Annotated in this window: 12 protein-coding genes; 6 read left to right on the top strand and 6 right to left on the bottom strand. The window is 43.0% G+C overall.

Annotation, left to right across the window (positions count from 1 at the left end):
- Window positions 1-8 precede the first annotated feature (8 nt).
- Window positions 9-1,154: a glycoside hydrolase family protein gene (locus DWW10_RS16595; RefSeq protein WP_022392454.1), complete on the top strand. Its 1,146-nt coding sequence runs from the start codon at window positions 9-11 to the stop codon at window positions 1,152-1,154.
- Between the two features lie 72 nt (window positions 1,155-1,226).
- On the opposite strand, the gene DWW10_RS16590 is transcribed toward DWW10_RS16595, so the two are convergent.
- Entirely contained in the window at window positions 1,227-2,015 is a 789-nt protein-coding gene (locus DWW10_RS16590) for a hypothetical protein (protein ID WP_022392455.1), read from the bottom strand.
- Window positions 1,990-3,297 (bottom strand): AAA family ATPase, encoded by a 1,308-nt coding sequence (locus DWW10_RS16585; protein WP_022392456.1) that lies wholly within the window; start codon window positions 3,295-3,297, stop codon window positions 1,990-1,992. Before DWW10_RS16585 ends, DWW10_RS16590 begins: the two co-directional genes overlap by 26 nt.
- Window positions 3,298-4,196: 899 nt before the next feature.
- On the opposite strand from DWW10_RS16585, the gene DWW10_RS16580 reads away from it, so the two are divergent.
- From DWW10_RS16580 to DWW10_RS16570, 3 genes are read left to right on the top strand one after another with little or no spacing between them, the layout of a single operon-like run.
- Window positions 4,197-5,396, top strand: a complete 1,200-nt coding sequence (locus DWW10_RS16580; protein ID WP_118420804.1) for a glycoside hydrolase family 76 protein — start codon at window positions 4,197-4,199, stop codon at window positions 5,394-5,396.
- 35 nt (window positions 5,397-5,431) lie between these two features.
- Window positions 5,432-6,895 (top strand): glycoside hydrolase family 125 protein, encoded by a 1,464-nt coding sequence (locus DWW10_RS16575; RefSeq protein WP_022392458.1) that lies wholly within the window; start codon window positions 5,432-5,434, stop codon window positions 6,893-6,895.
- A gap of 19 nt (window positions 6,896-6,914) precedes the next feature.
- Complete coding sequence (locus DWW10_RS16570) at window positions 6,915-9,419, top strand: glutaminase domain-containing protein (protein ID WP_022392459.1); 2,505 nt, start codon at window positions 6,915-6,917, stop codon at window positions 9,417-9,419.
- Window positions 9,420-9,502: 83 nt separating this feature from the next.
- Here DWW10_RS16570 and DWW10_RS16565 read toward each other — a convergent pair whose 3' ends face one another.
- A complete protein-coding gene (locus DWW10_RS16565) occupies window positions 9,503-13,126 on the bottom strand; it encodes a glycoside hydrolase family 38 N-terminal domain-containing protein (protein ID WP_409012371.1) in 3,624 nt (1,207 codons plus the stop codon).
- 198 nt (window positions 13,127-13,324) lie between these two features.
- Here DWW10_RS16565 and DWW10_RS16560 point away from each other — a divergent pair, with 198 nt between their 5' ends.
- The gene (locus DWW10_RS16560) at window positions 13,325-15,274 is read left to right on the top strand and encodes a glycoside hydrolase family 97 protein (RefSeq protein WP_022392461.1); all 1,950 of its coding nucleotides are present in this window, start codon (window positions 13,325-13,327) and stop codon (window positions 15,272-15,274) included.
- Here DWW10_RS16560 and DWW10_RS16555 read toward each other — a convergent pair.
- On the bottom strand, window positions 15,264-16,523 hold the full coding sequence (locus tag DWW10_RS16555; RefSeq protein ID WP_022392462.1) for a glycoside hydrolase family 76 protein: 1,260 nt from the start codon (window positions 16,521-16,523) through the stop codon (window positions 15,264-15,266). The genes DWW10_RS16560 and DWW10_RS16555 overlap by 11 nt on opposite strands.
- A gap of 158 nt (window positions 16,524-16,681) precedes the next feature.
- Here DWW10_RS16555 and DWW10_RS16550 point away from each other — a divergent pair, with 158 nt between their 5' ends.
- Complete coding sequence (locus tag DWW10_RS16550; protein WP_022392463.1) at window positions 16,682-20,743, top strand: two-component regulator propeller domain-containing protein; 4,062 nt, start codon at window positions 16,682-16,684, stop codon at window positions 20,741-20,743.
- Window positions 20,744-20,749: 6 nt separating this feature from the next.
- Here the strand turns inward: DWW10_RS16550 and DWW10_RS16545 are convergent, their stop codons facing one another.
- Both DWW10_RS16545 and mutS read right to left on the bottom strand, forming a co-directional pair.
- Window positions 20,750-23,191, bottom strand: a complete 2,442-nt coding sequence (locus DWW10_RS16545) for a beta-L-arabinofuranosidase domain-containing protein (protein WP_220395700.1) — start codon at window positions 23,189-23,191, stop codon at window positions 20,750-20,752.
- Between the two features lie 115 nt (window positions 23,192-23,306).
- On the bottom strand, window positions 23,307-25,895 hold the full coding sequence (mutS, locus tag DWW10_RS16540) for a DNA mismatch repair protein MutS (RefSeq protein ID WP_118420712.1): 2,589 nt from the start codon (window positions 25,893-25,895) through the stop codon (window positions 23,307-23,309).
- Between the last annotated feature and the right edge of the window lie 246 nt (window positions 25,896-26,141).

Raw genomic sequence — 26,141 nt, 5'->3', positions numbered from 1 at the left:
TAAGCATTATGACTAAATATCTATTGGGTCTCATAAGTTTATGGCTCATGTGTTCCTGCTCGGACACCGACCCCGGAGAAACCCCTCCGATAGACCCGCCAACACCTACACCTACCGTAACCATCACAAAACCGGAATTCGTATTCGGCTTCCAAGGCCAAAGCAAGTACTCTTACTGCCCAAGTGCCTTGAAACAAGCTGATGGGACCGTTTACCTATACTTCTGCGGCAATCCGGAAAACCTGATCATGGTCGATAATATCTTCCATATCAAGATCAATCCGGATGGTACACAGACTGCTGCCAAAAGTGTATTGCAGCCTGGTGTATCAGGTTCATGGGACGATCATCATACCTGTGACCCTTCTGTTATCGAAGGTAGCTTCACTTGGAAGAATACTACCTACAAGTATGCCATGTTCTTCCTGAGTAATATGTACGGGGTATATTACAATGAAATCGGTGTCGCGTTCAGCAACGACCTTGATGCAGATAGCTGGGTGAAGTATCCGCAGCAGATTGTGAAGAAAACATGGTCGAGCGAAGGTGACCAGGAAATAGGTGGCGGCGGTAAGTCATGGGGAGTAGGCCAGCCTTCTGTCTTATCTCTGGACGGAAAAGGTAAGCTACTGCTGACATATACCGTAGGTGATATCGGTGGTACACGCATCGTCTGGGCCGAAGCGGATTTCAGTAATATGGATACATATTCCATCAGTACCCCGCAAACAATTGTACAGACAGGTTTAAAGGCCATCGACAACCAGTCAAGGGATTATACCTGTAACTCGGAATTTGCAATTGACAAGGATGCGGATAAAATCGTCATGATACGTCCGGTACAGCCTATGCCCAGTGATTATCCCAATTACCTGAATTCTTCATTGGAAATAGACTACATGAACCTTTCTGACTTCACCAATCAAAGAGGTAACTGGACACCGATTTACCGGATCACCCCGGATGATACCGGCTATCCGAGAAACCACAATGCCACTTTGCTGAGGGATAATTTCGGCCACCTGCAAGACTGGGAAGAACCGGAATTCTACTTTACGGTCAGTAAGGCAGCCCCCGATGTACAACCTTCGGGCAGCAGCCATGCGGAGTGGACGTACCATATCTGGAAAAGTAAGGTAGTAAAGAGTAAATAAGAAGTAATTCCGGTAATCAACCGAATTTAGTAGTTTCAGTTGATTACCGGAAAAATAAGCTTATTATCATTACTAAGAATTCAAACAAGAAAGATCTTCCTTGACTATACATAAAAAGCAGTAATCATCCGACAGTAGATTTAAACCCAGTTGATCGGGTTCAATAACATACCATGTATCTAACAACAAAGTACGAATAGCTTCAAACTCAGCCAATTCATATCTATATTTGTAGTAAAGTGCCTTTTCTCGCCAGTAGTCCGTTTCTTTACATAAACCACCCCAATCCTTATTAAGGATACAATCTGTCAGCCTTTTGCTTATCTGCGCTAAATCATTCTTTGGTACATAAGGCATATCTTCTACAAACTGAATCAGGTGATTAAACTCATCTACAGACAAGACAACCCATACATGACATACTCCTCCTTCTTTCTTTTTTCGCTCAGCCCAGCTTTTAGCCTGAGCCGCCACTTCGTCTTTAAAGATAAAGTAGTTATTCTTGTCTATATGATGGCCCGATAATAGATTTTCAGAATGGCTTATCTTATTCTCCAATGAAGATGCACTTAAATTATCTACATTATCATACCCCATTCTCAACTCTACCAGCATCAACCGGGAAGTAGTAACACGATTATTCGCATAATTACCTATTCCAATGGCAGCATCCATTGTACAGTCATTATTCCCTTTAAGTACTTTAGCCTCATAATCATCCAGTGAAAGGCAAGTGATACGTGGATCGAACCATCCCGTTCTCTGATAATCTTTTGCAGCAACATCGTCTAAAGTGGCTTGACAATGACAAGCAAAAGGGTGGCTGACTATAATATCATTCTGACAAACCAGTTGAACCATAATCCTGTATGCGTGAAATAGCAATATTGAATGACTTAAAGATTTCACTTATATCGCTGCCTAAGTTCTTATAGACATACTGCATGGAATCTTCTGAAGCTCTCTCTGCCTGATAGAAACAGGTATTCTGCAATACGCCCTCTTTACGAGCTATTGACTGAATAGCAGATACCATATCAGGATTATGGCTTGCAACCATTATTTTGAGTCCCACTTGTTTATGAAGCAATACCAGTAAACGAGCAAATTCTACAATCCATTGAGGATGAAGATGCGCCTCAGGTTCATCAATAAGTAAAAGAGACTCTTCATTCAAGTATCCATTTTCAAGCAAACGTTGCAAGTAAGCGAATGACTTGATTCCGGTGGCTGTAGATGCAAGCGTGATATCCAGTCCGTCAGCACGATGATAATGCAGTTCTTCATTCTTAAACCATCCCTTATCCACTGAAATCTTACCATTAATGGAACGCATTATCCGGGCTAAAAGAAGTCTATTCCGCTCCGGTATATTAGTTCCTGTAGAGCTAAGCATCATATTCGCCAACTCTTTCCAATGATTTAACTCTGATCCTTCTGCTGCTAATGCCATAGGGGTATCAATATATATTGCTCTATGCAACATATAAGGCATACTGAAACACCGTTCTGCCAAAAGAGGAATTTGGTCTTCATATAACTGAATAGAAGCAGGAGGATCAAAGATTCCTTCTTCAATCAGATATTCATAGATATACCCTTGTAATCTCCCAACCGGATGCATCTTTAAGTCATCTAAAACATTGACGTATGCAGCTGTAACATCATTCTCCAAGTCATCACAGTAATCATCCAAAGTAATACCTCCATCCAACGGTATAGCAAGATATGTCAGAATTCGATTTTTATTCCCCTCGTCACCACTATTCATATAACTTACTAACTCTTTCCGGAAAGAGGCTAACACATCCAAACTCTCATGAAAAAGACTTTCAATATCACCATATACAACTCTGGTCTCCAGCAAGCGGCTATAGGTAACATTGATATTCTCATCTCCTCGATTCACTATATCCCTACGCACTCGATCCGGTTTACGCAAGCAATCTTGTATCTGCTTCAACAAGTCGTTATAAGCAAACTCATCAAACCTGTTAAAACCATTAATCAAGTAATAAAGCCAACGGGACAGTGTACTTTTTCCACATCCATTTTCTCCGGCAAGCACAGTTATGCCATTAATAGCAATATCTGCTTCTTTAATCGCATGATAATCGGATAATGTATATCTGTAATTACTCATAAATCTTCATCAAATCATTGAACACAACAAAAATAGAGTATTTATTTGAATTGATAGATAAACTCATTAAATTCTTTTCCTTCGAACTTCCCCATTAAACTTTAGTAATATAATTATTTTGCCGTTTGTCAATTTGATAATCCTATTGCACGAGAGTACTTTCTTTCCAGACTGAAGGAAAGGCAAAGAAGAAAATCGCAGGGATTTTATTTTATAGAAATACACAATGAGGACTATTTGCTTTATAAGTAAACAGAATGAAGCTAATAGTTCTCGTCTCCATGCTTTAAAGCTTCAAAGCGAACGAAAGTCTAACAAAACGGAGAAGTATAGGTAATCTGGAGAAAAGTTCAACTAGAAGAAAAAGAAGTAGGTTTTCCGCAAGGCTACACCCTTTTGACAGGCTAGTATCACCCTTTTGGCAAGATGGCTACACCCTATAGAGCAAAAGGTGTAGCCTTATCATAAATAACATTATCTGTTTTGATACAAAAGACCGTTTGTTTTGAGTAAATACATAGTCTATTTGGGGTAAATGGACTATGTATTTATCTCAAATAGATAGTTCCTTTCAACGGAAAAGACTATTTACTCTGCTGGAAGAGTAAATTTCATTCAACTGTCTGTTAGCAAAGCTTGCTTAAATCTATCTTTATGTTCACTCAAATGCACGTATTGCTATCTTTTAAGAGTCTGCAATGCTTTCTCTAAAACGTCATCCTTTCCTTTACGCTTTTATGACACATCTATCTCCTTTTGTGTCATTCCCCCTCTCTAATACATTAATGTCGCGAAATCGTATATCGTTTTACAGGTCGGCGAGTAACTTTGCATATCAAGAAAAAGCTTTGCCGACTGAAACAAAAATATTAACCAAATAACAATCTAAATTAAGAATGATGAACTCAAAACAAGTATTCTTCGGGCTATTGGTATGCATAGCCGCACTGACCAGTTGTGACACCCGGAAACAGGTAGCCGTAGGCAATGAACTCTCCCTGACACGGGCCAAGCAAACATTGGATTCCCTATACCAGAACTACTCTGCTCCCGGCACATGCCTGCTTCGCGAAAATTATCCTTCGAATGTCGGTGACTACACCGCAACCTATCTGGCATCCGAAGAACAAAAGAATATGCCCAACCAATACTCCTACTTATGGCCTTATTCCGGCACCTTCTCCGCAGTAAGCGCTTTATATGAAGTCACACAAGATACCCTCTACAAATCACTGCTCGACAAGAAGGTATTAGTAGGCTTGGAAGAGTATTTCGATACCCAGAGAGCACCCGAAGCTTACGCTTCCTACATCCGCACAGCCCCCCAATCCGACCGTTTCTACGATGATAATGTGTGGCTGGGCATTGATTTCACGGACACCTATTCAGCAACTAAAGAAGATAAATACCTTCAGAAAGCAAAACTCATCTGGAAGTTTATAGAAAGCGGCACGGATGACAACTTAGGTGGTGGAATCTACTGGTGCGAACAAAAGAAAGGTTCCAAGAATACCTGTTCCAATGCTCCCGGCTCAGTCTTCGCATTGAAACTCTTTAAGGCTACCCAGGATAGTGCTTACCTGAAGCAAGGGGAACAACTATACAAATGGACCCAAGCCCAACTACAAGATTCTACAGACTACCTGTACTTTGACAATATATCCCTGAATGGGAAAATAGGTAAAGCCAAGTTTGCCTACAACAGCGGACAAATGATGCAATCCGCCTCTTTACTGTATCAACTCACCGGGAAAGAGGAGTATCTGACCGATGCACAAAATATAGCTCAGGCATGCCATAATTACTTCTTTACGGACTATACCCCGGAACATGGCGAAGCATTCAGAATGATCAAACAGGGAGATGTATGGTTTACCGCCGTCATGCTGAGAGGGTTCATCGAACTTTATCATATAGACCACAATAAAACCTATCTGGATTCTTTCAATAAGAGTCTGGACCACGCCTGGGAACATGCTCGCGATGAGAAAGGTCTTTTCAACACCGACTTCACCGGCAATAACCGGAACGAACGGAAATGGCTTCTCACACAAGCTGCCATGGTAGAAATGTACGCTCGTCTCGCAGCTATCCAATAATAATCATACCAATAAAATATTAATACTTCAAGAATATGAAAAAGAAGAATATTGGCCTATGCGCAGTTGCCCTATTATGTATGAGTGGCACTGCCAAAGCAGCACTGCCTGCTCTGAAGCAAGATAACACGAAAGTAGTGAATCATGCTCAAATAACCGCTGCCTACAAAACAAATCGTCCGGCAGTAAAAAAACGCCTCTACACGTCCCAAGCAGTAGAAGCAGAAATCCTGCGGGTAAAGAAGTTACTGACCAATGCCAAGCTGGCATGGATGTTCGAAAACTGTTTCCCCAACACATTGGATACCACCGTGCACTATCGCCTCCTGAATGGCAAACCGGATACTTTTGTCTACACCGGTGACATCCATGCCATGTGGTTACGTGATTCCGGTGCACAAGTGTGGCCTTACGTACAACTTGCCAACCAGGACCCGGAACTGAAGAAGATGCTGGAAGGTGTAGTCCGCCGGCAGTTTATGTGCATCAACATCGATCCTTATGCCAATGCTTATAATGATGGTCCGGTAGGTGGCAGCTGGATGTCGGACCTGACAGACATGAAGCCCGAACTCCATGAACGCAAGTGGGAGATCGATTCACTTTGTTACCCACTTCGTCTGGCCTATCAGTACTGGAAAGAAACCGGTGATGCCAGTGTCTTCGATCAAGCCTGGATCGAAGCGATTACCAATATCCTGAAAACGTTCAAGGAACAGCAACGCAAGGATGGTGTAGGTCCTTATAAGTTCCAACGCAAGACGGAACGTGCTCTCGATACCCTGAACAACGATGGTCTGGGTGCTCCTGTCAATCCTGTCGGACTAATTGTGTCCTGCTTCCGTCCTTCAGATGATGCAACCACTTTCCAATATCTGGTTCCATCGAACTTCTTTGCCGTATCTTCTCTAAGAAAAGCGGCCGAAATTCTTTCAACGGTAAACAAGAACAGTAGTTTATCGCAGGAATGTACAGCACTGGCCGATGAAGTGGAAACCGCACTGAAGAAATATGCGACTTACAACCACCCGGAATTCGGTACTATTTATGCTTTCGAAGTGGATGGCTTCGGCAATCACATGCTGATGGACGATGCCAATGTACCGAGCCTGCTCGCTATGCCTTATCTGGGTGATGTCGATGTTAACGATCCCATCTATCAGAACACCCGCCGTTTCGTATGGAGTGAAAGCAATCCGTATTTCTTCAAAGGAAAAGCAGGCGAAGGAATCGGTGGCCCGCACATCGGTTATAATATGGTATGGCCCATGAGTATCATGATGAAAGCATTCACCAGTCAGGATGACCAGGAAATCAAAGAATGCGTCCGGATGCTGATAAACACAGATGCCGGTACAGGTTTCATGCACGAATCCTTCCATAAAGACGATCCGGCAAACTTCACCCGCGCCTGGTTTGCCTGGCAAAACACACTCTTCGGAGAGTTGATTCTAAAACTGGTAAACGAAGGAAAACTGGATTTACTAAATAGCATTTAAAAACAAGATACAAAAACAAATGAAAAGTCTATTTACAACGATGTTGGCAATCGGCCTGTTCTGCCAATCACAAGCAGCCGATTTATTCACACCTGTACAAAAAACAGAACTTCGTGCACCATCCGTACCGCTGATTACTTCCGATCCATACCTTTCCATCTGGTCGCCCTATGACAAGCTGAATGAAGGAAGCACCGAGCATTGGACCGGAACAGAGCATCCGCTTATCGGAGCTGTACGCGTAGACGGAAAAGTATATCGTTTTATGGGAAAACAAACGTTGGAGGCTATGCTTCCAATGGTTGAAGAAGAAATATGGGAAGGTACCTACACCTTCCAACAACCCGCCGGAAACTGGACAGACATCGAATACAATGCCACCGGTTGGAAAACCGGAAAAGCTGCTTTCGGAAGTTCCGAGAGATCCCAGATCGGTACACCCTGGAAAGAAGAACCGGACATTTGGGTACGTCGTGAGTTCAATCTGAACGAAGATCTGAGCAACCGTCCACTCTACCTGAAATACTCGCATGATGATGTCTTTGAACTCTATCTGAATGGCGAACGCCTGGTAGCAACAGATTATTGCTGGAGAGACAACGTACTCCTGGAACTGACCGCCGAAACCAAAAAGAAGCTTCGCAAAGGTAAAAATGTAATTGCCGCCCACTGCCACAATACGACCGGAGGTGCCTATGTAGATTTTGGGTTATTCGTACCTAACAACAAAACAACTGCCTTTGAAAATATTGCTGTACAGAAATCAGTCTCCGTGTTGCCCACACAGACGTATTACACATTCGCTTGTGGTCCTGTAGAACTGAATGTCGTGTTTACAGCACCCCTGATGCTGGATGATCTGGATCTTATCTCTACTCCGGTCAATTACATTTCATATCAGGTGCGCTCCATCGACAAGAAACAGCACGATGTACAGGTATATATAGAAACCACTCCGCAACTGGCAGTAAACAAACCTATACAGCCTACAATCGCCAAAGTAATCCGTCGCAACGGTTTAAACTATCTACAGGCAGGAAGCATCGACCAGGCCATCACCGCCCACAAAGGCGATCATATCTGCATTGACTGGGGATACGCTTACATTGCAGGCAGTATCAATGCTACATCAGCAGTCAGCCTGGGCGACTACAACGAGATGAAAGCAACGTTCGCTTCAAGTGGAAAGTTACTTCCTACACGGGCTGAAATCACTACGCGCCAGGCAAAGCAAATGCCCGCCATGGCATATACCGATAACCTCGGAATGGTATCTGCAACCGGAAAGTCCGGATTCATGATGGTAGGTTACGACGACATTTATTCCATCGAATACATGTACCAGCGCCGTATGGCTTACTGGAAACACGATGGTAAAGTGAGTATCTTCGATGCATTCGAACGTGCCAAAGAGAATTATGAAAGTGTAATGCAACGCTGCCGTGCCTACGATGCCATGATTCTGAATGATGCCGAACAGGCTGGTGGTCGCAAATATGCCGAAATTTGTGCATTAGCTTATCGCCAGGTGATTGCTGCCCACAAGCTATTTAAAGATGAGAAAGGTAACTTGCTGTTCTTCTCTAAAGAAAACAATAGTAATGGATGTATCAATACAGTCGATCTGACCTATCCTTCCGCTCCCTTGTTCCTGGTATATAATCCCGACCTCCTGAAAGGCATGATGACCAGTATCTTCGAATACAGTGCAAGCGGACGCTGGAATAAACCGTTCCCTGCCCACGACCTGGGTACCTATCCCGTAGCCAATGGTCAGGTATACGGTGGCGACATGCCGCTTGAAGAAGGGGGTAACATGGTGATTCTGACAGCAGCCATCGCCAAAGCAGAAGGCAATGCCAATTATGCCAAACAGTACTGGGATATATTGACTATCTGGACTGACTACCTTGCAGAATACGGTCAGGACCCTGAAAACCAATTATGTACGGATGACTTTGCCGGACACTGGGCACACAATGCCAACCTGTCCGTAAAAGCAATCATGGGCGTCGCTGCCTATAGCGAAATGGCCCGTATGCTTGGCATGAATGATGTCGCCGACCGATATGCAGCAACCGCAAAGAAGATGGCCGTAAAATGGGAAGAAATGGCACGCGAAGGTGACCACTACCGTCTGGCTTTCGACCGTGAAAACACCTGGAGCCAGAAGTATAATATGATATGGGACAAGATGTGGAATCTGAACCTGTTCCCCGGTGTTGCTGAAAAGGAAATCAAATATTACCTGACCAAACAGAATGCTTACGGTCTGCCGCTGGATAACCGCAAGACTTATAGCAAATCCGACTGGATTATGTGGACAGCCACCATGGCTTCCGATCAGGCTACATTTGAAAAGTTCATTGATCCCGTTTATAAATATGCCAATGAAACAATTTCCCGCGTACCCATGAACGACTGGCACTATACCGATACAGGTACTTGGGTAGGTTTCAAGGCTCGTTCTGTAATCGGCGGTTACTGGATAAAGGTACTGATGGATAAAATGCAGGAGAAATAAATATCCCCTACACCTAATAAAAAATCCCCGATATCCTTCTTCATGGCAGGATACCGGGGATTCTTCAATTAAAACGCCTTTATCTAATACACATTAAATTCATAGATACGCACTGCATTTCCATTTTTGCTTTGTGTCGGTCTGGTTACCAACAGACGCACATAGCGTGCTTCTACCGGCTGAGAAAGATTTCTGGATACTTCGTTACTTGAGTTACCAAATATTCCGTCTACCGTCTTCCACTCTTCGTTAACAGCATTTTTCACCTGTAGGAAGCAGTCACTTGTAATCCAGGATTGGCTTTCCTGTCCGGCATTAAGTAATTTCCAGCCGCTGATCGTCTTGTTTTCACCCAGATCGAAATCCACGTAGTTGGGTAATATACTGGTATCACACCACTTTGTTTCACTATTTCCATCCACCATTAAACGGGGATGTTCACCTTCACGTGTATATCCTGACCAACCCATCACATGGGCTTCTTTCAGGATGTTCTCCTTGGGAACGGTAGCTTCCTTGACAGTAACTGAACCTTTCACGGCAGTCCTGAATAATTGGGTAGCTACTTCCACCGGTTCCATTGTTTCTTTTACAGCAGTAGCGGCAAAAAGAACGATCTTCTCGTTTGCAGGCAATATAACCGTAGTTGCACCCTTAGGAATATCTACGCCTATCTTAAACATATAGGTAAATTCATAAGGAAGATCTTCGGTAGCTCCATGGCGGTGAGTACCTACATAGGCTATTTCAGCTTCTTTTAAATACCCTTCCGTATGATTCGTATGTCCCCACTGACCGATAAATCCGGTATAGCAGGGAACAAAGGCTTTCTGCTGTGTTTTACCGGTGGTAAAGGTAGCTTCATAATCTGCATCGGTGGCGGCAGCAAGGAAATAGATACGGTTATATCCCTTGCCTACAGGAATTTGCAGGGTATCTCCGTTACAAGTCATGCCGTTGGCAGCATCTTTCTCACCCAGCTTGAAAGGAATCTGATTCACAGTCAATAATTCAGGAAGCAGTTCGGCTGCATAGGAATAGCCGGATTCAAAATTTCCCTCATTACGGAATTCGTTCCATGAAGCACACTTACGGTTATAATTCAACGCAAGATATTCGGAATCCAATGTGGCAGCCACTGAACCGGAAGGTTTCAATTTGATTTTGAATGTCTTGACAGAATAGGGTTTTAAAGAAACCTGCAAAGTGTTTCCTGCGAATGAAGCATTACCTATCTTCTTCTCTGTTCCGTCTGCTTCACAGGCAGCAGTTATCTCTCCGGCAAAGGTCAGAGTAGCTTTCTGTTCCTGCTTACCCTCAGTTTCGTACACACGTACCACATATTCATCAGAACTTTCAGCTTTCTTCAATGCTTTAAGCAGTACATTCCGATTATCAGATGAAGCGAAAGAGAAAGTCTTACCTAATGTACCTTTATGACTATCAGTCTGGAAAGCCTTCAGGCGTTGATTCAACAATTCTCCTTGCTGAACGGTTTCCGCTTTATCCAGCTTACCGTCATGACCTATCAAGCTATAAGTAAAGCTATGGAAACCAAAATCCTGACGATTCTGATAAGCATAGTTTCGCTTTGTTTCCGGTGTGTGCAATAGCGTGAGACGAATTGTATTGTCATTGGGCTTATCCCATCCGTATTTGCTGTCATTCAATATGGAAACTCCATAACTTTCATTCTTGTCGGTCAGGTCAGTCCAATAATGTGCATATACTTCATAGGCTGTAGGGACATTATTGCCTCTCTGTATGCTACCGATACCCAAATCATAGGTCGCTTTCTCATTAGAAACGTTCAGAGGAAATTCTGCTTTCAGCAGGGCGTTGGTACTCTGCCATTCTATTTCATTATAGAAATCGATACGAGGTGCCTGACTTCCTTCATAAAGCCGGATGTATTGGCAGAAAACCGATTCATCATGCTGCTTCTTGATACGAATTGTTTTACGTAGCGGACCGTTTTCCACCAGTGTAATCTCAGTATTCTTATCCGTAATGGAAATAGGTTCTTTGTCTATGGTTTCTTTCAGAATTTCCCAAGCCGGCCAGCTATAAGATTTGTTCTCCGTAAAGAGAGCCAGACGGATAGCCTTTCCGGGCTTCACAATCTCTTTATCGTTTTTCTTGTCCAGCAAAGAAATGATATCTCCGTTAGCATCCAGCTTCATACTGTATACGGAGTTTTCTACCCGGTAGTTCTCGCCTTCACGGACCGGTGCAGAGAGCTCTGTAGCCTTCTCACCGGAAGTACGGACATCATATACAGCGTAACCTACGGGAGGTACCACAGCATCGATCAGCAGATTTGCTTTTCCATTTTGATAGGAAAGTAACTGGGAAGCTACTTTCTTTCCGGCCTCGTCAAAAACAGATACGCCTTTGGGAGCGCGCGGCATACTGACTTCCACTTCCACCACACTCTTTGCAGAGAAGCCCAACGGATTGTAAAGTACTACAGGAATGCCTTTTACGCGAGTATCCAGTTGGCTGGCAACGCCGCGTACCGAGGATGTCAGCACATCTGAGAATTGAGAAAGAGAAATTAATTCATCATTCCAGGAGAATTCATAGGCGCGGGGAATACTGGTTCCCGTCAGGTCGTCATGAAACTGATGATATATAAAACGCTTCCAGGCATCAGACAGGAAAGTACCGGGGTAATCTGCAAGATTCAGCCACTCGGCACCCACTGCCGCACGTTCGGCTGCATCACCCAGAAGTTCGTTCTGGCGGTTATAGAGTTTCATAGCTGCTTGCGAGGTATAACATCCTGTACCATGTACGTCCATCAATAGTTCACCATCGTATACAGGAAGTTCAGGATGTTCTTTGTAAGGCTGATAATCCTTGAACAGCTGGTCGCTCGTAGCACTTATGATTTGCAATGGACCATTACCCTTCACCCCCTTCTCTACGGAACGTACGGAACCGACAGTAGGTGAACCGCCAATGTCGCCTGTTCCATAATAACGGTAAACAGTTTTCAGAGGAGTACGCTCCGCTAACTCCATCAGTTCTTTATTTTCAGATAAATCTACATCATTCCATCTTTTTCCATAATCGTAACCATGAGCCAGCATGATAGAAGAACCATCTATTCCTTTCCATACTCCAATGGTGAAAGGATGTTTGCTCTTTCCAAAGAAAGGATGTACACGCCAGTCCAGCTTTTGAGAGGAGAAACCTATCAAGCTACAATGAGCGGCAATAGTGGGCAAAGTCCAGCCGAAACCGAAACAGTCGGGAAGAAAAATATCGGTACTCTCCACCCCGAATTCCTTCCGATAGTATTCCTGTCCCAGCATAATATTACGGATGAAGGATTCGGTCGAAGGTACTAAAGCATCATTGGCATCCCAGCTACTACCGGAAATGTGCCAACGTCCTTCTTTGATATACTCCTTCATCAATTCGTATTCCCGGGGATAAAATTCCTTCATCCAGGCATACTTTACACCTCCTTCAAAATTAAAAATATAATTGGGATATTGCTTCAGTAGAAGCAGGTTCTGGTTTAATGTGTTCCACACATATTCTTTAATGGTGGTTTGCACATCCCAATTCCATTGGGTATCCAGGTGAGCATCAGCCACAGTATATACTTTTGCTGTTTTCGTAGCAGTAGTCTGGGCTGAAACGACTCCGTTTGTCAGTGCCAGAAAAGCACCACATACCATAAGAGATTGTTTCAAATTCATAGCATTCGCATTTAATGTTTTTAGTGTGAGGTAAAGATAGGGCGTCATGAGGTCATCCGGTATACGGATATATGACATTATTGTATATAAAGCCCGAATGTCGCAAAAAAAACACATAAATGTCACAAATACATAAAGGATAATCTACACAACGCAGTACTTTTACGCCGAAACATAAAACAATTATTTACCATGAAAAAACACCTGTTATTACTTTGTGCATTTTGTGTATCTTTATATGGTCATAGCCAAAAGATATATAAGTTGTCATCCCCGGATAAGAATATTGGTATATCCATAAGTCTTTCGGATAAAATCGACTACGACATTACCTACCAGAATGAAACATTACTGGAAAAAGGTAGCCTGCAAATGGAAATAGGCAACCTGCAATTGGGAGCTAACCCCAAACTGTTAAAAGCAATCTCTAAAAGCACTCAGGAAGAATTAACCCCTATTGTACCACTTAAGTACTCAACCGTCTCCAATAATTACAATCAGCTTGTATTGAAGTTCAAGGGAGATTATTCTGTGGAATTCCGTGCTTTCAATGACGGACTTGCCTATCGTTTCATCACCAACAAAAAAGGAATTGTTGAGGTAAAGAATGAGACATTCCAAGTGCATTTCCCGGAGAATTACTTACTCCATACCCAACAGCCGGGCAGCTTCAAAACAGCTTATGAAGAATCATATCAACATATACAAAGCAAAGATTGGAAAGAAACCGACAAGATGGCTTTATTGCCCATCCTGATCGATACACAAAAAGGCTATAAGATCCTGATCAGTGAATCGAATCTGACGGACTATCCTGCCCTATTCCTCAAAAGCAATAATAACAATGGAATGTATTCCGTATTTCCGAAGGTACCGGTTGAATTTGGAGAAGACGGAGACCGTAGCCTGAAAATTCTCAAAGAAGCGGATTATATAGCCAAAACGAATGGAAAACGTGATTTCCCCTGGCGTTACTTCGTCATCTGCAAGGATGACAGACAACTGATAGAAAATACGATGACCTATAAGCTGGCAGACAAGAATCTACTGGAAGACACATCCTGGATTAAACCCGGATTAGCCAGTTGGGAATGGTGGAATGGTGCCACTCCTTACGGTCCGGACGTAAACTTTGTAGCCGGATGTAATCTGGATACCTACAAATACTTCATCGACTTTGCCTCCCACTACAAAGTGCCCTATATCATCATGGACGAAGGGTGGGCGAAAAGTACAAAAGATCCGTATACTCCCAACCCGGACGTAGACCTGCACGAACTTATCCGCTATGGCAAAGAGAAAAATGTGGGCATTGTACTCTGGCTGACCTGGCTGGCAGTAGAGAATAACTTCGAGCTTTTTGAAACCTTTGAAAATTGGGGAATAAAAGGCGTCAAAATCGACTTTATGGATCGGAGTGACCAATGGATGGTTAACTACTATGAAAAAGTGGCTAAGGAAGCCGCAAAACATCATTTATTTGTTGATTTCCATGGTTCATTCAAACCGGCCGGATTAGAATATAAGTATCCTAACGTACTGTCATATGAAGGCGTAAGAGGTATGGAGCAAATGGGCGGATGTAAACCGGATAACAGTGTTTACCTGCCTTTCATGAGAAATGCAGTGGGTCCGATGGATTATACCCCCGGAGCCATGTTCAGCATGCAGCCGGAAGTATATCGCTGCGAACGTCCTAATTCCGCCAGCATAGGTACACGCGCTTATCAGATGGCCCTGTTCGTCATCTTTGAAAGCGGACTCCAGATGATGGCAGACAATCCGACACTTTATTACCGTAACGAAGAATGTACCCGGTTCATTACTCAGGTTCCACAGACTTGGGACGAAACCATCGCCCTGGAAGCTAAAGCCGGTGAATACGCCATCGTTGCCAAACGTAAAGGAGACAAATGGTACATTGGCGGCATGACTAATAACCAACAGAAAGAAAGAACTTTCGATTTGGACTTCAGCTTCCTAAAAGGAGGAAAAACATATCGTATGACTTCTTTTGAAGATGGAATCAATGCCGGTCATCAGGCTATGGATTATCGCAAAAAAGAACGTACGCTGAAAAAGGGAGAGAAAATCAGCATACGTCTTGTACGGAATGGTGGTTTCGCTGCTATTATCGAATAGCAGGAAACAAAAGCATCAGTGCCGGTATGCCCGAAGCAGAATAACTGTCAACCACTACATCGGTTGACAGTGCTTGGGTATACTCACCACCACAAATGCCACGTATTTTATCCCTGTTGGACCAACCGGAACAAATATTGCGGTGCAGATATGGAAGATATTGAGTCTGCCCGCAATCATATACCAACATAGCAATGTACTGGGCAAAAATAGCAGTATAAATACCTTGCTCGATTCCACGCTCAAAAGGTAGTATATGTTCCGCAGAAGACATCTCATTGAAAGTATAATCAGCTGCCAGAAGCGCATGATCCAGATAGCGTTTTTCACCTATAGCTTTATACAATAAAACGGAGGCTCCGATAAAAGTAGCCTGATTATAAACATGTGCTTTCCAATTCGGAGCACCCTTACCATGACGGCTATCGGCAATACGACCTGTTTTCTGATCCAACAGATTCTCAACTCCCCATTCATAAATCTCTTTGCCCTTCGCCAGATATTGGCTCCTGGACTGGCATTCCGGAATTTGTCCGGTTTGCTCCGGTCTTCCTTCCGGTACATTGTTATAGAGAGTCAGGGCGGCTACTACAGTAGGAAAATTGATACAGGCCATCTTTCCATCTCCGGGTTTATTGGGATTCGGATTCCGTATAGGTTGCCATTGCCAGAACATACCTCCATTCTCTTCGTCATAAGATCCTGTGTCTCCTACCTTATCCGAACCATACCATACCCGCTTAAAACTGGCTTCTGCCAGTCGAAGATATTCTTCCTCCCCAAATAGTTTATAAGCACGCGACAGAGCAATAGTCCACCACATTATATCATCATAAATGAACCAACCTGTGTTCTCATTATTATCATCAAAATCAAAATGTGCATAATGTGCTTTGTTTCCAGCAAAAATCTTCTCACAAAGCTTTCTCATCTCTTTAGTTCTCCTTTTATCTTTCTCCGATTTAGCCAGCTTATATGCATTCATAGCCATCTCCCAATAAATGGGCTGACACCAGATAGCTGCGGCACCATTACCGCGGTCAACAGCCTGTTCGAAGGAGGTATCTGTTTTATAGATGTATTTGTTTGAATCCAGAAAGGTTTTATTAAATCCGTCATAAGCCATCCAGACTTCTTTCTGAGTATACCCAAATGCCTGATTTGTTTCCTTTCTGAAATCCCCTGCTTTGCATACAGCAGTCGATGCCAGCAATAAAATCATTGCCACTCCCAAAGAGACTCTTATCATATCGATCTGTTTTCTAAATTTATACTACTAATTTTCAGATGCAAAATTAAGCGTTCTCCAGAAGAAAAGATATACAGACTTCGGACATAAAAGTCCGACTATAAGACAATATCCTGCCATTATTCCTTATCTTTGTGACGTCTAACGAATATATGAATATGAGAAACATCCACAAAGTATTCCGGTTTATATGGTTGCTTTCATGCTTTATATGTTGTTTCCCTTTGGCGAATTACGCATATAGCCTACGACAGTTCTCCAATAAAAACGGACTATCCAATAGTGCTATCCTGTCTCTTTACCAAGATCATCAAGGAGTCATCTGGATCGGTTCATGTGACGGTCTGAATGTTTTCGATGGCACCCGCATACAGGTATATACCCCAGTCTATTCTTCAGAAACATTGCTTTCGGGAAATCTGATCAACCATATCATGGAAGCCGAAGAGAATGTATTGTGGATACAAACCAATTACGGATTGGACAGGTTGGACACCAAACAGCAAATCTGCCAAAGTTTCCCGGACTTCAAAGACAATAACTACATCACCAAGAGTGACGATAACGAACTCTTCATCGTGAAAGATGACGGATATCTTTATCATTACCAACGGGAAAAACAAGCTTTCCGGAAGTTGGAGGTTCCGCCAGTTGCTTTTGAACATGTATTATCTACGATTGTCGATGAAAATAATATTCTCTGGATCTTCACATCAGATCATGATACCCGTAGCTACCAGATTCATAAAACAGAGCAGGGAGTAACCCTGGCTCCTAACAATCTGTTCAAGCATGCCGGAAAACTGCTATGGGCTTTTGCAGAAGATCACTTAGTCTATTTCATTGACGATACTTACTCGTTATACGAATATAATTTCAACAACCAACAAGAGTACTATATAGCCGATCTTAAAACCGAAATCGAATTACGTGGAGAGGTATCTTCTATTATCAAGCAACAGAACGACTATTACATCGGCTTCAAAAGCAGCGGACTGATTCTATTAAAATACATGGCCGACCAGAAAGTGAAGTACCAGATGCAATCCACCGAAATACATTCGGGAATCTTCTGTCTGATGAAAGATAAGTTTCAGGATATCATATGGATAGGAACAGACGGTCAAGGCGTGTATATGTACTTTAACGATGCTTTTTCCATAACAAACACGCTGCTGGATACCCCTGTTTACCAGATTAGCAACCCCATACGCGCACTTTACTGTGACGAGGAACAAACATTATGGATAGGAACTAAAGGAGGTGGCATAGTACGTATCAATAATTATTCTCCTGATAAGGAGGCACTAACTTCTTTCGACCGTATTTTTACCGCCAACAGTACGCTGACTGATAATGCCGTCTATTGCTTTGCTCCCAGCACTACAGGCAAACTATGGATAGGTACCGAAAACGGCATTAATTATTATTCGTACAAAAGCAAACAACTAAAAGAGTTCCCAGTCGTTGCCGACAATAAGAAAGTGAAATACGTACATTCCATCAATGAACTGAATGATACTACTTTATGGGTATCTACCGTTGGTGAGGGTATCGTAAAGGTAATTCTGAATAATAACGGAAGCTCGCCAGCCGTTAAATCAGCCACCAGGATTGTTCTGGATAAAGGGCGCATGGCATCCAATTACTTCTTTACCTCTTTCCAGGAAAGTGACTCCATACTCTGGTTTGGTAATCGTGGCTACGGTGCTTACCGGCTCAATGTAGAGACCGGAGCAATGACTCCCTACAAGTTTGATGATGTTGTGAAAAGTCAGACTGCCAATGATATATTCGCTATTTACAAAAATGAAAAGGGATATTGGTTAGGCACCAGTTCAGGATTGCTGCATCTGAATCAGGATTACTCCCATAGGCATGACCGGGCAGACCTGTTCTCAAACAACACCGTACACGGCATTTTAGAGGATCAGCAAAACAATCTCTGGATCAGTACGAATCAAGGGTTAGTAAGATTTAACCCGCAGACAAACACCGGACAGACATACGACAGGGAAAACGGCCTGGAAGTCACCGAATTCAGTGACGGAGCTTTTTATAAGGACTTACGAACCGGAACCTTATTCTTCGGAGGTACAAACGGCTTTGTAACCATCAAGCCTAATACATACAGGATGGCAGATTATATGCCTCAGATAAGCCTGAAAGGATTGTCTATCTTCGGAAAAGAATATAATATATATGACTTTCTTCATAAAAAGAAAGAAAAGGAAATACTCCAACTGGACTACAGTCAGAATTTCTTTTGCATTAATTTTATGGCAGTCGATTACATAAACGGCAACAACTATTCTTATTCTTACAAACTGGATGAAGTTAGTAACCAGTGGATAGAAAGTGGAACGTCAGCCAGTGCCGTATTTTCCAATCTTCCACCCGGACAATATACGCTGTTAATAAAATACAGAAATAACATGAATGGAAAAGAGTCTGAACCTCAGACTCTTCTGATTCAGATCACTCCACCGTGGTATTTAAGTATCTGGGCATATATCTTCTATTTCATAATCATAGCTTTGCTCTGTATTCTTGCTGTCTACAGGATTATCGGTCAATACCGTCGGAAACAACACCGCATCATCGAAAAGCTGAACCGGGAAAAGAAAGAAGAAGTTTACGAATCCAAACTTCGCTTCTTTACTAACATTACACACGAGTTCTGTACACCGCTCACATTGATTTACGGCCCATGCGAAAAGATACTTGCTTACCCGCAATCAGACTCATATATCCGCAAGTACGGAAAGATGATACAGCAGAATACGGAGAAACTGAATAGCTTGATTCTGGAATTGCTTGAATTCCGTAGGCTGGAAACCGGCCATAAGGCACTTTCCATCCAAAGGTTACTGGTATCAGACAAGCTCCGGAATATTGCAGAATCATTCTGTGAACTGGCTGAGAATAAGAACCTGAATTATCAATTGGATATCGAACCGGATATTGAATGGAATACGGATATCAGTTGTTTCAACAAGATAGCCAATAATCTGATCTCCAATGCCTTTAAATATACTCCGGAAGAAGGCACTATTACCGTTAGCCTGAAGACAGAGAATCAACATCTGACCCTTAGCATATCCAATTCCGGAAAAGGTATAGCGAAAGAAAACCTTTCGAAGATATTCGACCGCTACAAGATATTGGATTCCTTTGAAATGAATGGGAAGAATTCACGAAACGGTCTCGGATTGGCTATTTGCAAGAGCATGACTACTTTGTTGAACGGAGAAATCAATGTCAGCAGTATCCCAAACGAAGTAACGACATTTACAGTTACTTTACCGGAACTATCACCCGCTACGCAAGAGACAGATATCCCCCGGAAAGAATACGAAACAACGCCTGTGAGCGCCCTCACGGAACCTATGACGTTGGAACAAACCACCACCGATTTCGACACTTCCAAACACACGATTATGATCATTGATGACGATCCTTCCATGCTGTGGTTTGTATCGGAGATATTTGTGGATAAATACAATGTACTATCTTTCGGCAGCGCCCAAGAGGCTCTGGCTAATTTAGAACAGAAACAACCGGATTTGATTATCTCAGATGTGATGATGCCTGAAACAGACGGGCTTTCTTTCGCTCAGAAAATCAAGCAGAATAAGTTATGGAGTCATATTCCACTTATTTTATTATCCGCGCTTCATCACGAAGACGATCAGGTGAAAGGCATTGAGGCCGGTGCAGAAGTATACGTAACGAAGCCTTTCAACGTGAAATACCTGGAAAAGGTGGTCTATCGATTGATTCAGCGCGAATCGGACTTAAAAGAGTATTACAGTTCCATATTCAGCTCTTTCACCGTAGAAAATGGGAACTGCATCCATAAGGAAGACCAGGAATTCCTGGATAAGGTTCTGGAGACTATAGAAAAGAATATCACAAACCCTGACTTATCCGTTGAATTGCTAAGTAGCGACCTGGGATATAGCACCCGCCAATTCTACCGGAAACTGAAGCCGATAACAGAAAAGTCACCGGCTGATATCATCAAAGAATATCGTCTTACGATGGCCGAACGTTTGTTACTGACCAAGAATCTCACCATTGAAGAGATTATGGACCGGACAGGGTTCAATAACCGCGGTACCTTCTATAAGTTGTTCTCTTCACGCTTCGGCATGCCGCCCCGGCAGTATAGAGAACAACAGAAGGACAGTGTGAAGATAGAAAAGTCTTCACTATAATTTCTATTAGAGATAAAACGAATAACCGGGAAACAGGTCAGGCTCTGTCGTTACTTTCAAGGCAAACACTGCGCCGGCCTTCTTACCGGGATGTGATTGGAATCGGACAGTGACCTTTTCTTTTCCATCCGTCATATCGGCAGGTATTTTATAGATTTCCTCGTAGAAAGTCAGAGGGTGTTTATTCATCAAACACTCTGTAGCTATTTTCTGGCCATCAATCAATATATCAAAATCATGGTTTTCTTGTCCGGTTCCCCAATAAGTCACCACCAGATAGTTCTGCGTAGCATCCGGATTAACCTTTACCTGATATGAGAACCATCCGTCCGTATCCGTCATACGTCCCAACCGCGTTGCTTCCCACACATTGGACAGGACTGCCTGAGGTGCTTTCTCGCTCTTTTCTGCCATCAGCCGATGTGCTTTCTCATCAGTATCCGATGAAGTGCGCAACTCATCACTTACTACCCGCTTTCTATAAGCCATTTCTTCCGGAGTATACATATTCAGATAGAGCGAATAACGTTGATGATGGGTCTGATAATAAGGCCGTAAGAGTACATCTTTGGGTTTGCCATTCAGAATACCCGCCTTTTGAGTGCGGTATGCCTGAGGGATAGCTTTGTCTGCTTTCAACCAACTCTCCAAATCCATCTTATTCACGATAAAGAGAGGAATATCATCCAACGGACGAAAAGCATTATTCTGACGGGAAAACTTGATATGATCATTAGGTATATGATCGGATCCAAGTTGGGCTGCATAGGCAACAGGACCACGGAATATTACATTCATAAAAGGATCATCCGGTGCCGCTTCCAGTCTGAACGTTTGTTTCATTTCCACCTGAATCCGGTCTCCGGTTTTCCAGGGATGTTGCAAACGAATATATTCACCAGCCCGGGCGTGTAGCGGATACTCTTCACCGTTAATCCGGACACTTACTTCCCTGCCTGCCCAATGAGGATAGCGGATATAAATAGGGTGATCATAAGAACCACTCTCAAGAATAGTCAGAGTCGTACAATCTCCCTGGGGAAAATCGGTTTCTTGTTTCAGGTGTAGGTTCTTTTCTTTCCAGTTCAACTCTGAAGGGATAAAGAGATTGACATAGAGCGACTGATGATTATTGAAATAGATACCTTCGCCGTACTTAGAATGGTTCTCCATCCCTGTACCTACACAGCACCAGATACCTTCTATATTGAAACGATCGCTATAAGATTTAAATCCACCGGGTAATAGCATGGTATAATAAGTCACCCCTCCTGTTTCAGGGTCCTGTGACGCCAGTATATGATTGTAAATGGCTCGTTCAAAGTAATCCATATGACGTAAATCACCTGTGGATTCAAACGTATTCAAGGCTATTTTCATCATATTATAGGTGTTACAAGTCTCGCTGGAAGTAGACCCCAAGCGTTTGGTTATCTCGCCGGGACGTCCGAAACGTTCATAACAACCATTTCCGCCAATACAATTCATGTGGTCCTTATAATAGATTTCTGCAAAATTCTGAGTAGCTTTCCGGCATACTTCGTCTCCCGTAAGCTGATACTGTCGGGCTGTGCCTTCGAATGCCGGTAAATGAAAGTTGGCATGCCGTCCATACAATACATCCTTCCCATTCGCAATATTCAGGATAACCTTCTGATGATTGAGCTTCATGGAAGCAGCCATGTAACGTTCATCACCGGTGAGAGCATACAAATCAGCAAAGACAGCGTTTATACCTCCATTCTCCATATCCAGGAAACCTTCGAAGAGATCGGGATTAACTTTTAGAATGAACTCCGTGACAGGCTCTGCCTGTTTAATCCAGAGTCGTAACGCTTTCGTATTATTACAATAAAGGTAGGCATCACGATAGGCAGCAAATTCTTTATGCTGCCAATAGAAAGGAATCCAGCATAGCCCACCCCATGGGTATCCTGCCTCATCCGGATTATTAAGAACCAGTTCACCTTTCATAAGTTTTGCATAGGGGAGTTCGGGAGTTTTTCCCTGAACCTGATAGAGTGAATCCCTGCGGACATCCAACATAGTCAGCTCATCTATCAAATAGTTCACACGATCAAGGAAACGTGTATCGCCCGTCTGCGCATACATGAGGGAAGTACCGGAAACATAATGATGCCAGTCTGTGATACGTGTTCCTTGTGGTTGGTTCGAACCGGGATAAGGTTTCTTCTCAGGAATGCCGACCTCTTTTCTACGCCCATTCAACATCCGTTCAATATCAGCATCCAGCAAGTACTGCTGGGATACCAGCATGGCATGGTAAAAGGGACTACCAGGAAGCAGCCGCACTTCGGACAAACAGAAAGTCTGCCATAATTTAGGTTGCTTACTGATTACAACACTTTTGTCATCAATTTCACCGGCATGTAACAGGTATGAAGAAGCCAGTAAAAACAAAGATAGGAACACACATCTTTTCATCATATTCATTGAAGGTATTATTTACAAAGTATATGATGCAAAAATAGGCGAAACCTATCGATTCGTATGATGCAATTCTATCAGAAAATAGCACTAATCTGCTAAACCATGCGGATAGTTACTTTCCTTTCACAATCCTCTTGATGTCATTCAGCTTATTCAACGCCTCCAGCGGAGTCAGATTATTCACATCCAGATTCAATATCTCATCCCGTATCTGGCAAAGGACCGGATCTTCCAATTGGAAGAAACTAAGCTGCATGCCGCCACGCGTTTCTCCCACTTCCGCCATCGGCTTACTTGCAATACCTTGTTGGCGATTATCCGCTTCCAGTTGCTTCAATATGTCATTCGCACGTTTTACAATGCTTTTCGGCATACCCGCCATCTTTGCTACATGGATACCAAAAGAGTGTTCACTGCCGCCACGTTCCAGTTTACGCAGGAAGATAACTTTATTATCCACCTCCTTAACGGAAACATTGTAGTTCTTGATACGCTTGAAACTCTTCTCCATTTCGTTCAATTCATGGTAATGCGTAGCAAACAATGTACGTGCTTTTGCTTTAGGATGTTCATGGATATGCTCTACAATCGCCCAGGCGATAGAAATACCGTCGTAGGTAGATGTACCTCGTCCCAGCTCATCAAAGAGCACCAGGCTGCGCGGAGACAGGTTATTCAGGATATCCGCAGCCTCATTCATCTCTACCATAAACGTAGATTCGCCAACAGAGATATTATCGCTGGCACCCACGCGGGTGAATATCTTATCCACCAAACCGATATGCGCACTCTCGGCAGGTACGAAGCTACCGATCTGTGCCAACAGCGTTATCAGAGCCGTTTGCCTCAACAATGCAGACTTACCAGCCATATTCGGACCGGTAATGATAATGATTTGTTGCGAACTGCTATCCAGCATCACATCATTGGCAATATATTTTTCCCCTATAGGAAGTTGCTTCTCAATAACCGGATGGCGTCCCTGGCGAATATCCAGCACATCGTTATCTTCAATAACAGGACGTATATAGTTATTCTCACGCGCTACATTGGCAAAGGAAAGCAGGCAATCCAGACGTGCTATCTGGTTTGCATTGACTTGGATGGCAGGGATAAACTCACTTAAAGCCTGCACAAGTTCTGTATAAAGCTGAGTCTCCAGGATCAATATTTTATCCTCGGCACCGAGTATCTTCTCTTCATACTCTTTCAGCTCCTGTGTGATGTAACGTTCGGCATTTGCCAGAGTTTGTTTACGTATCCACTCCTGCGGAACTTTATCTTTGTGCGTATTACGGACTTCGATATAATAACCGAACACATTGTTGTAGCCAATCTTCAAGCTGGGAATTTCCGTCAGTTCACTTTCCCGCTGCTGTATCTTTAACAGATAATCCTTACCGGAATAGGCTATCTGGCGTAATTCATCCAATTCATCACTGACACCCGGCTTCATGACACCGCCTTTGTTTATCAGCAACGGAGGATCATTATTAATTTCTTTCTCAATACGATCACGAATGGACTTACAAATATTCAGTTGCTCTCCAATACGGTTCAGACTGGCATTATCCGCCTCCATACAGGCTTCTTTGATAGGTTCGATAGCCTGCAAAGCCACCTTCAACGCAACTACTTCACGCGGAGAAACACGCCCTACAGCAACTTTGGAAATAATACGTTCCAAATCACCTATCAGATGCAATTGTTCTTCAATCAATTCTTTGAAATCCGGTTGGCGGAAGAAGTATTCCACTACGTTCAGGCGTTCATTAATAGGCAATACATCTTTCAGTGGAAACACCAACCAACGTTTCAGTAAGCGGGCTCCCATCGGGCTAATCGTTTTATCAATCACGTTCAGCAGACTGCTGCCTCCATCGTTCATGCTACCTATCAACTCAAGGCTACGAACGGTGAATTTATCCAGACGGACGTATTTGTCTTCTTCAATACGTGCCAGTGAAGTGATATGTCCTATCTGGGTATGTTGCGTCATGATAAGATATTGCAAGATAGCGCCTGAAGCAATGATACCATTCTTGAGATGCTCTACACCAAAACCTTTCAGATTCTTTGTTTCAAAATGCTTCAGAAGTTTCTCACGGGCAGTGGTCTCTGTAAATACCCAGTCGTCCAGTTCAAAAGTAAAGAACTTACTTCCGAAATTTCCTTCGAACATCCCCCGCTTACCACGTTCAAAAAGTACTTCTTTAGGCGCGAAGTTATTCAATAGCTTGTCTACATAGTCGAAAGGCCCTTCTGCAGTGAGGAATTCACCCGTAGATATATCGAGAAAAGCTACACCGCACGCTCCTTTACCAAAGTGTACGGCAGCCAGAAAGTTATTCTCCCGGTAATTCAGTATATTATCATTGATGGAAACACCGGGAGTTACCAGTTCCGTAATACCCCGCTTCACCAGTTTCTTGGTCATCTTCGGGTCTTCCAACTGGTCACAGATGGCCACACGCTTCCCGGCACGTACCAGCTTAGGTAGATACGTATCCAATGCATGATGAGGGAATCCTGCCATTTCAACAGTCTTTCCTTTACCATTGGCACGCTTAGTCAGGGTAATTCCCAGGATTTCGGCTGCAACAACAGCATCGGTAGAATAAGTTTCATAGAAGTCACCGCAACGAAACAACATTACGGCATCAGGATGCTTGGCTTTCAGGTCCAAGAACTGTTTCATCATCGGAGTAAGGACAATATCTTCTTCGCTCACAGTAGTTGTTCTTTATAAATTTATTAATATGCAAAAGTGCAGCTTATTTTCGCAGCCATGCAAAGATAATTCTTTTTTAGAAAACAAGTACTGAGGGGACTCAAATCCTTAGTAAGCCTTAACAAAAACAACACTTTTACTAAAACATGTTATAAAACACTCTTTTTTATTTGTTTTATTTGCAGATATCCCAGAAGTCCGTATCTTTGCACTGTG

Source organism: Bacteroides intestinalis (genome assembly GCF_003464595.1).
GTDB lineage: Bacteria > Bacteroidota > Bacteroidia > Bacteroidales > Bacteroidaceae > Bacteroides > Bacteroides intestinalis_A.
The sequence above is the reverse complement of the archived record's forward strand: the minus strand, read 5'-3'. Positions and strand labels throughout refer to the sequence as shown.

Bases quoted from the DNA above. Each gene is read 5' to 3' on its own strand.
- DWW10_RS16595 (WP_022392454.1), top strand. From the start codon at position 9: ATGACTAAATATCTATTGGGTCTCATAAGTTTATGGCTCATGTGTTCC.
- DWW10_RS16590 (WP_022392455.1), bottom strand. From the start codon at position 2,015: ATGGTTCAACTGGTTTGTCAGAATGATATTATAGTCAGCCACCCTTTT.
- DWW10_RS16585 (WP_022392456.1), bottom strand. From the start codon at position 3,297: ATGAGTAATTACAGATATACATTATCCGATTATCATGCGATTAAAGAA.
- DWW10_RS16580 (WP_118420804.1), top strand. From the start codon at position 4,197: ATGAACTCAAAACAAGTATTCTTCGGGCTATTGGTATGCATAGCCGCA.
- DWW10_RS16575 (WP_022392458.1), top strand. From the start codon at position 5,432: ATGAAAAAGAAGAATATTGGCCTATGCGCAGTTGCCCTATTATGTATG.
- DWW10_RS16570 (WP_022392459.1), top strand. From the start codon at position 6,915: ATGAAAAGTCTATTTACAACGATGTTGGCAATCGGCCTGTTCTGCCAA.
- DWW10_RS16560 (WP_022392461.1), top strand. From the start codon at position 13,325: ATGAAAAAACACCTGTTATTACTTTGTGCATTTTGTGTATCTTTATAT.
- DWW10_RS16555 (WP_022392462.1), bottom strand. From the start codon at position 16,523: ATGATAAGAGTCTCTTTGGGAGTGGCAATGATTTTATTGCTGGCATCG.
- DWW10_RS16550 (WP_022392463.1), top strand. From the start codon at position 16,682: ATGAGAAACATCCACAAAGTATTCCGGTTTATATGGTTGCTTTCATGC.
- DWW10_RS16545 (WP_220395700.1), bottom strand. From the start codon at position 23,191: ATGATGAAAAGATGTGTGTTCCTATCTTTGTTTTTACTGGCTTCTTCA.
- mutS (WP_118420712.1), bottom strand. From the start codon at position 25,895: ATGATGAAACAGTTCTTGGACCTGAAAGCCAAGCATCCTGATGCCGTA.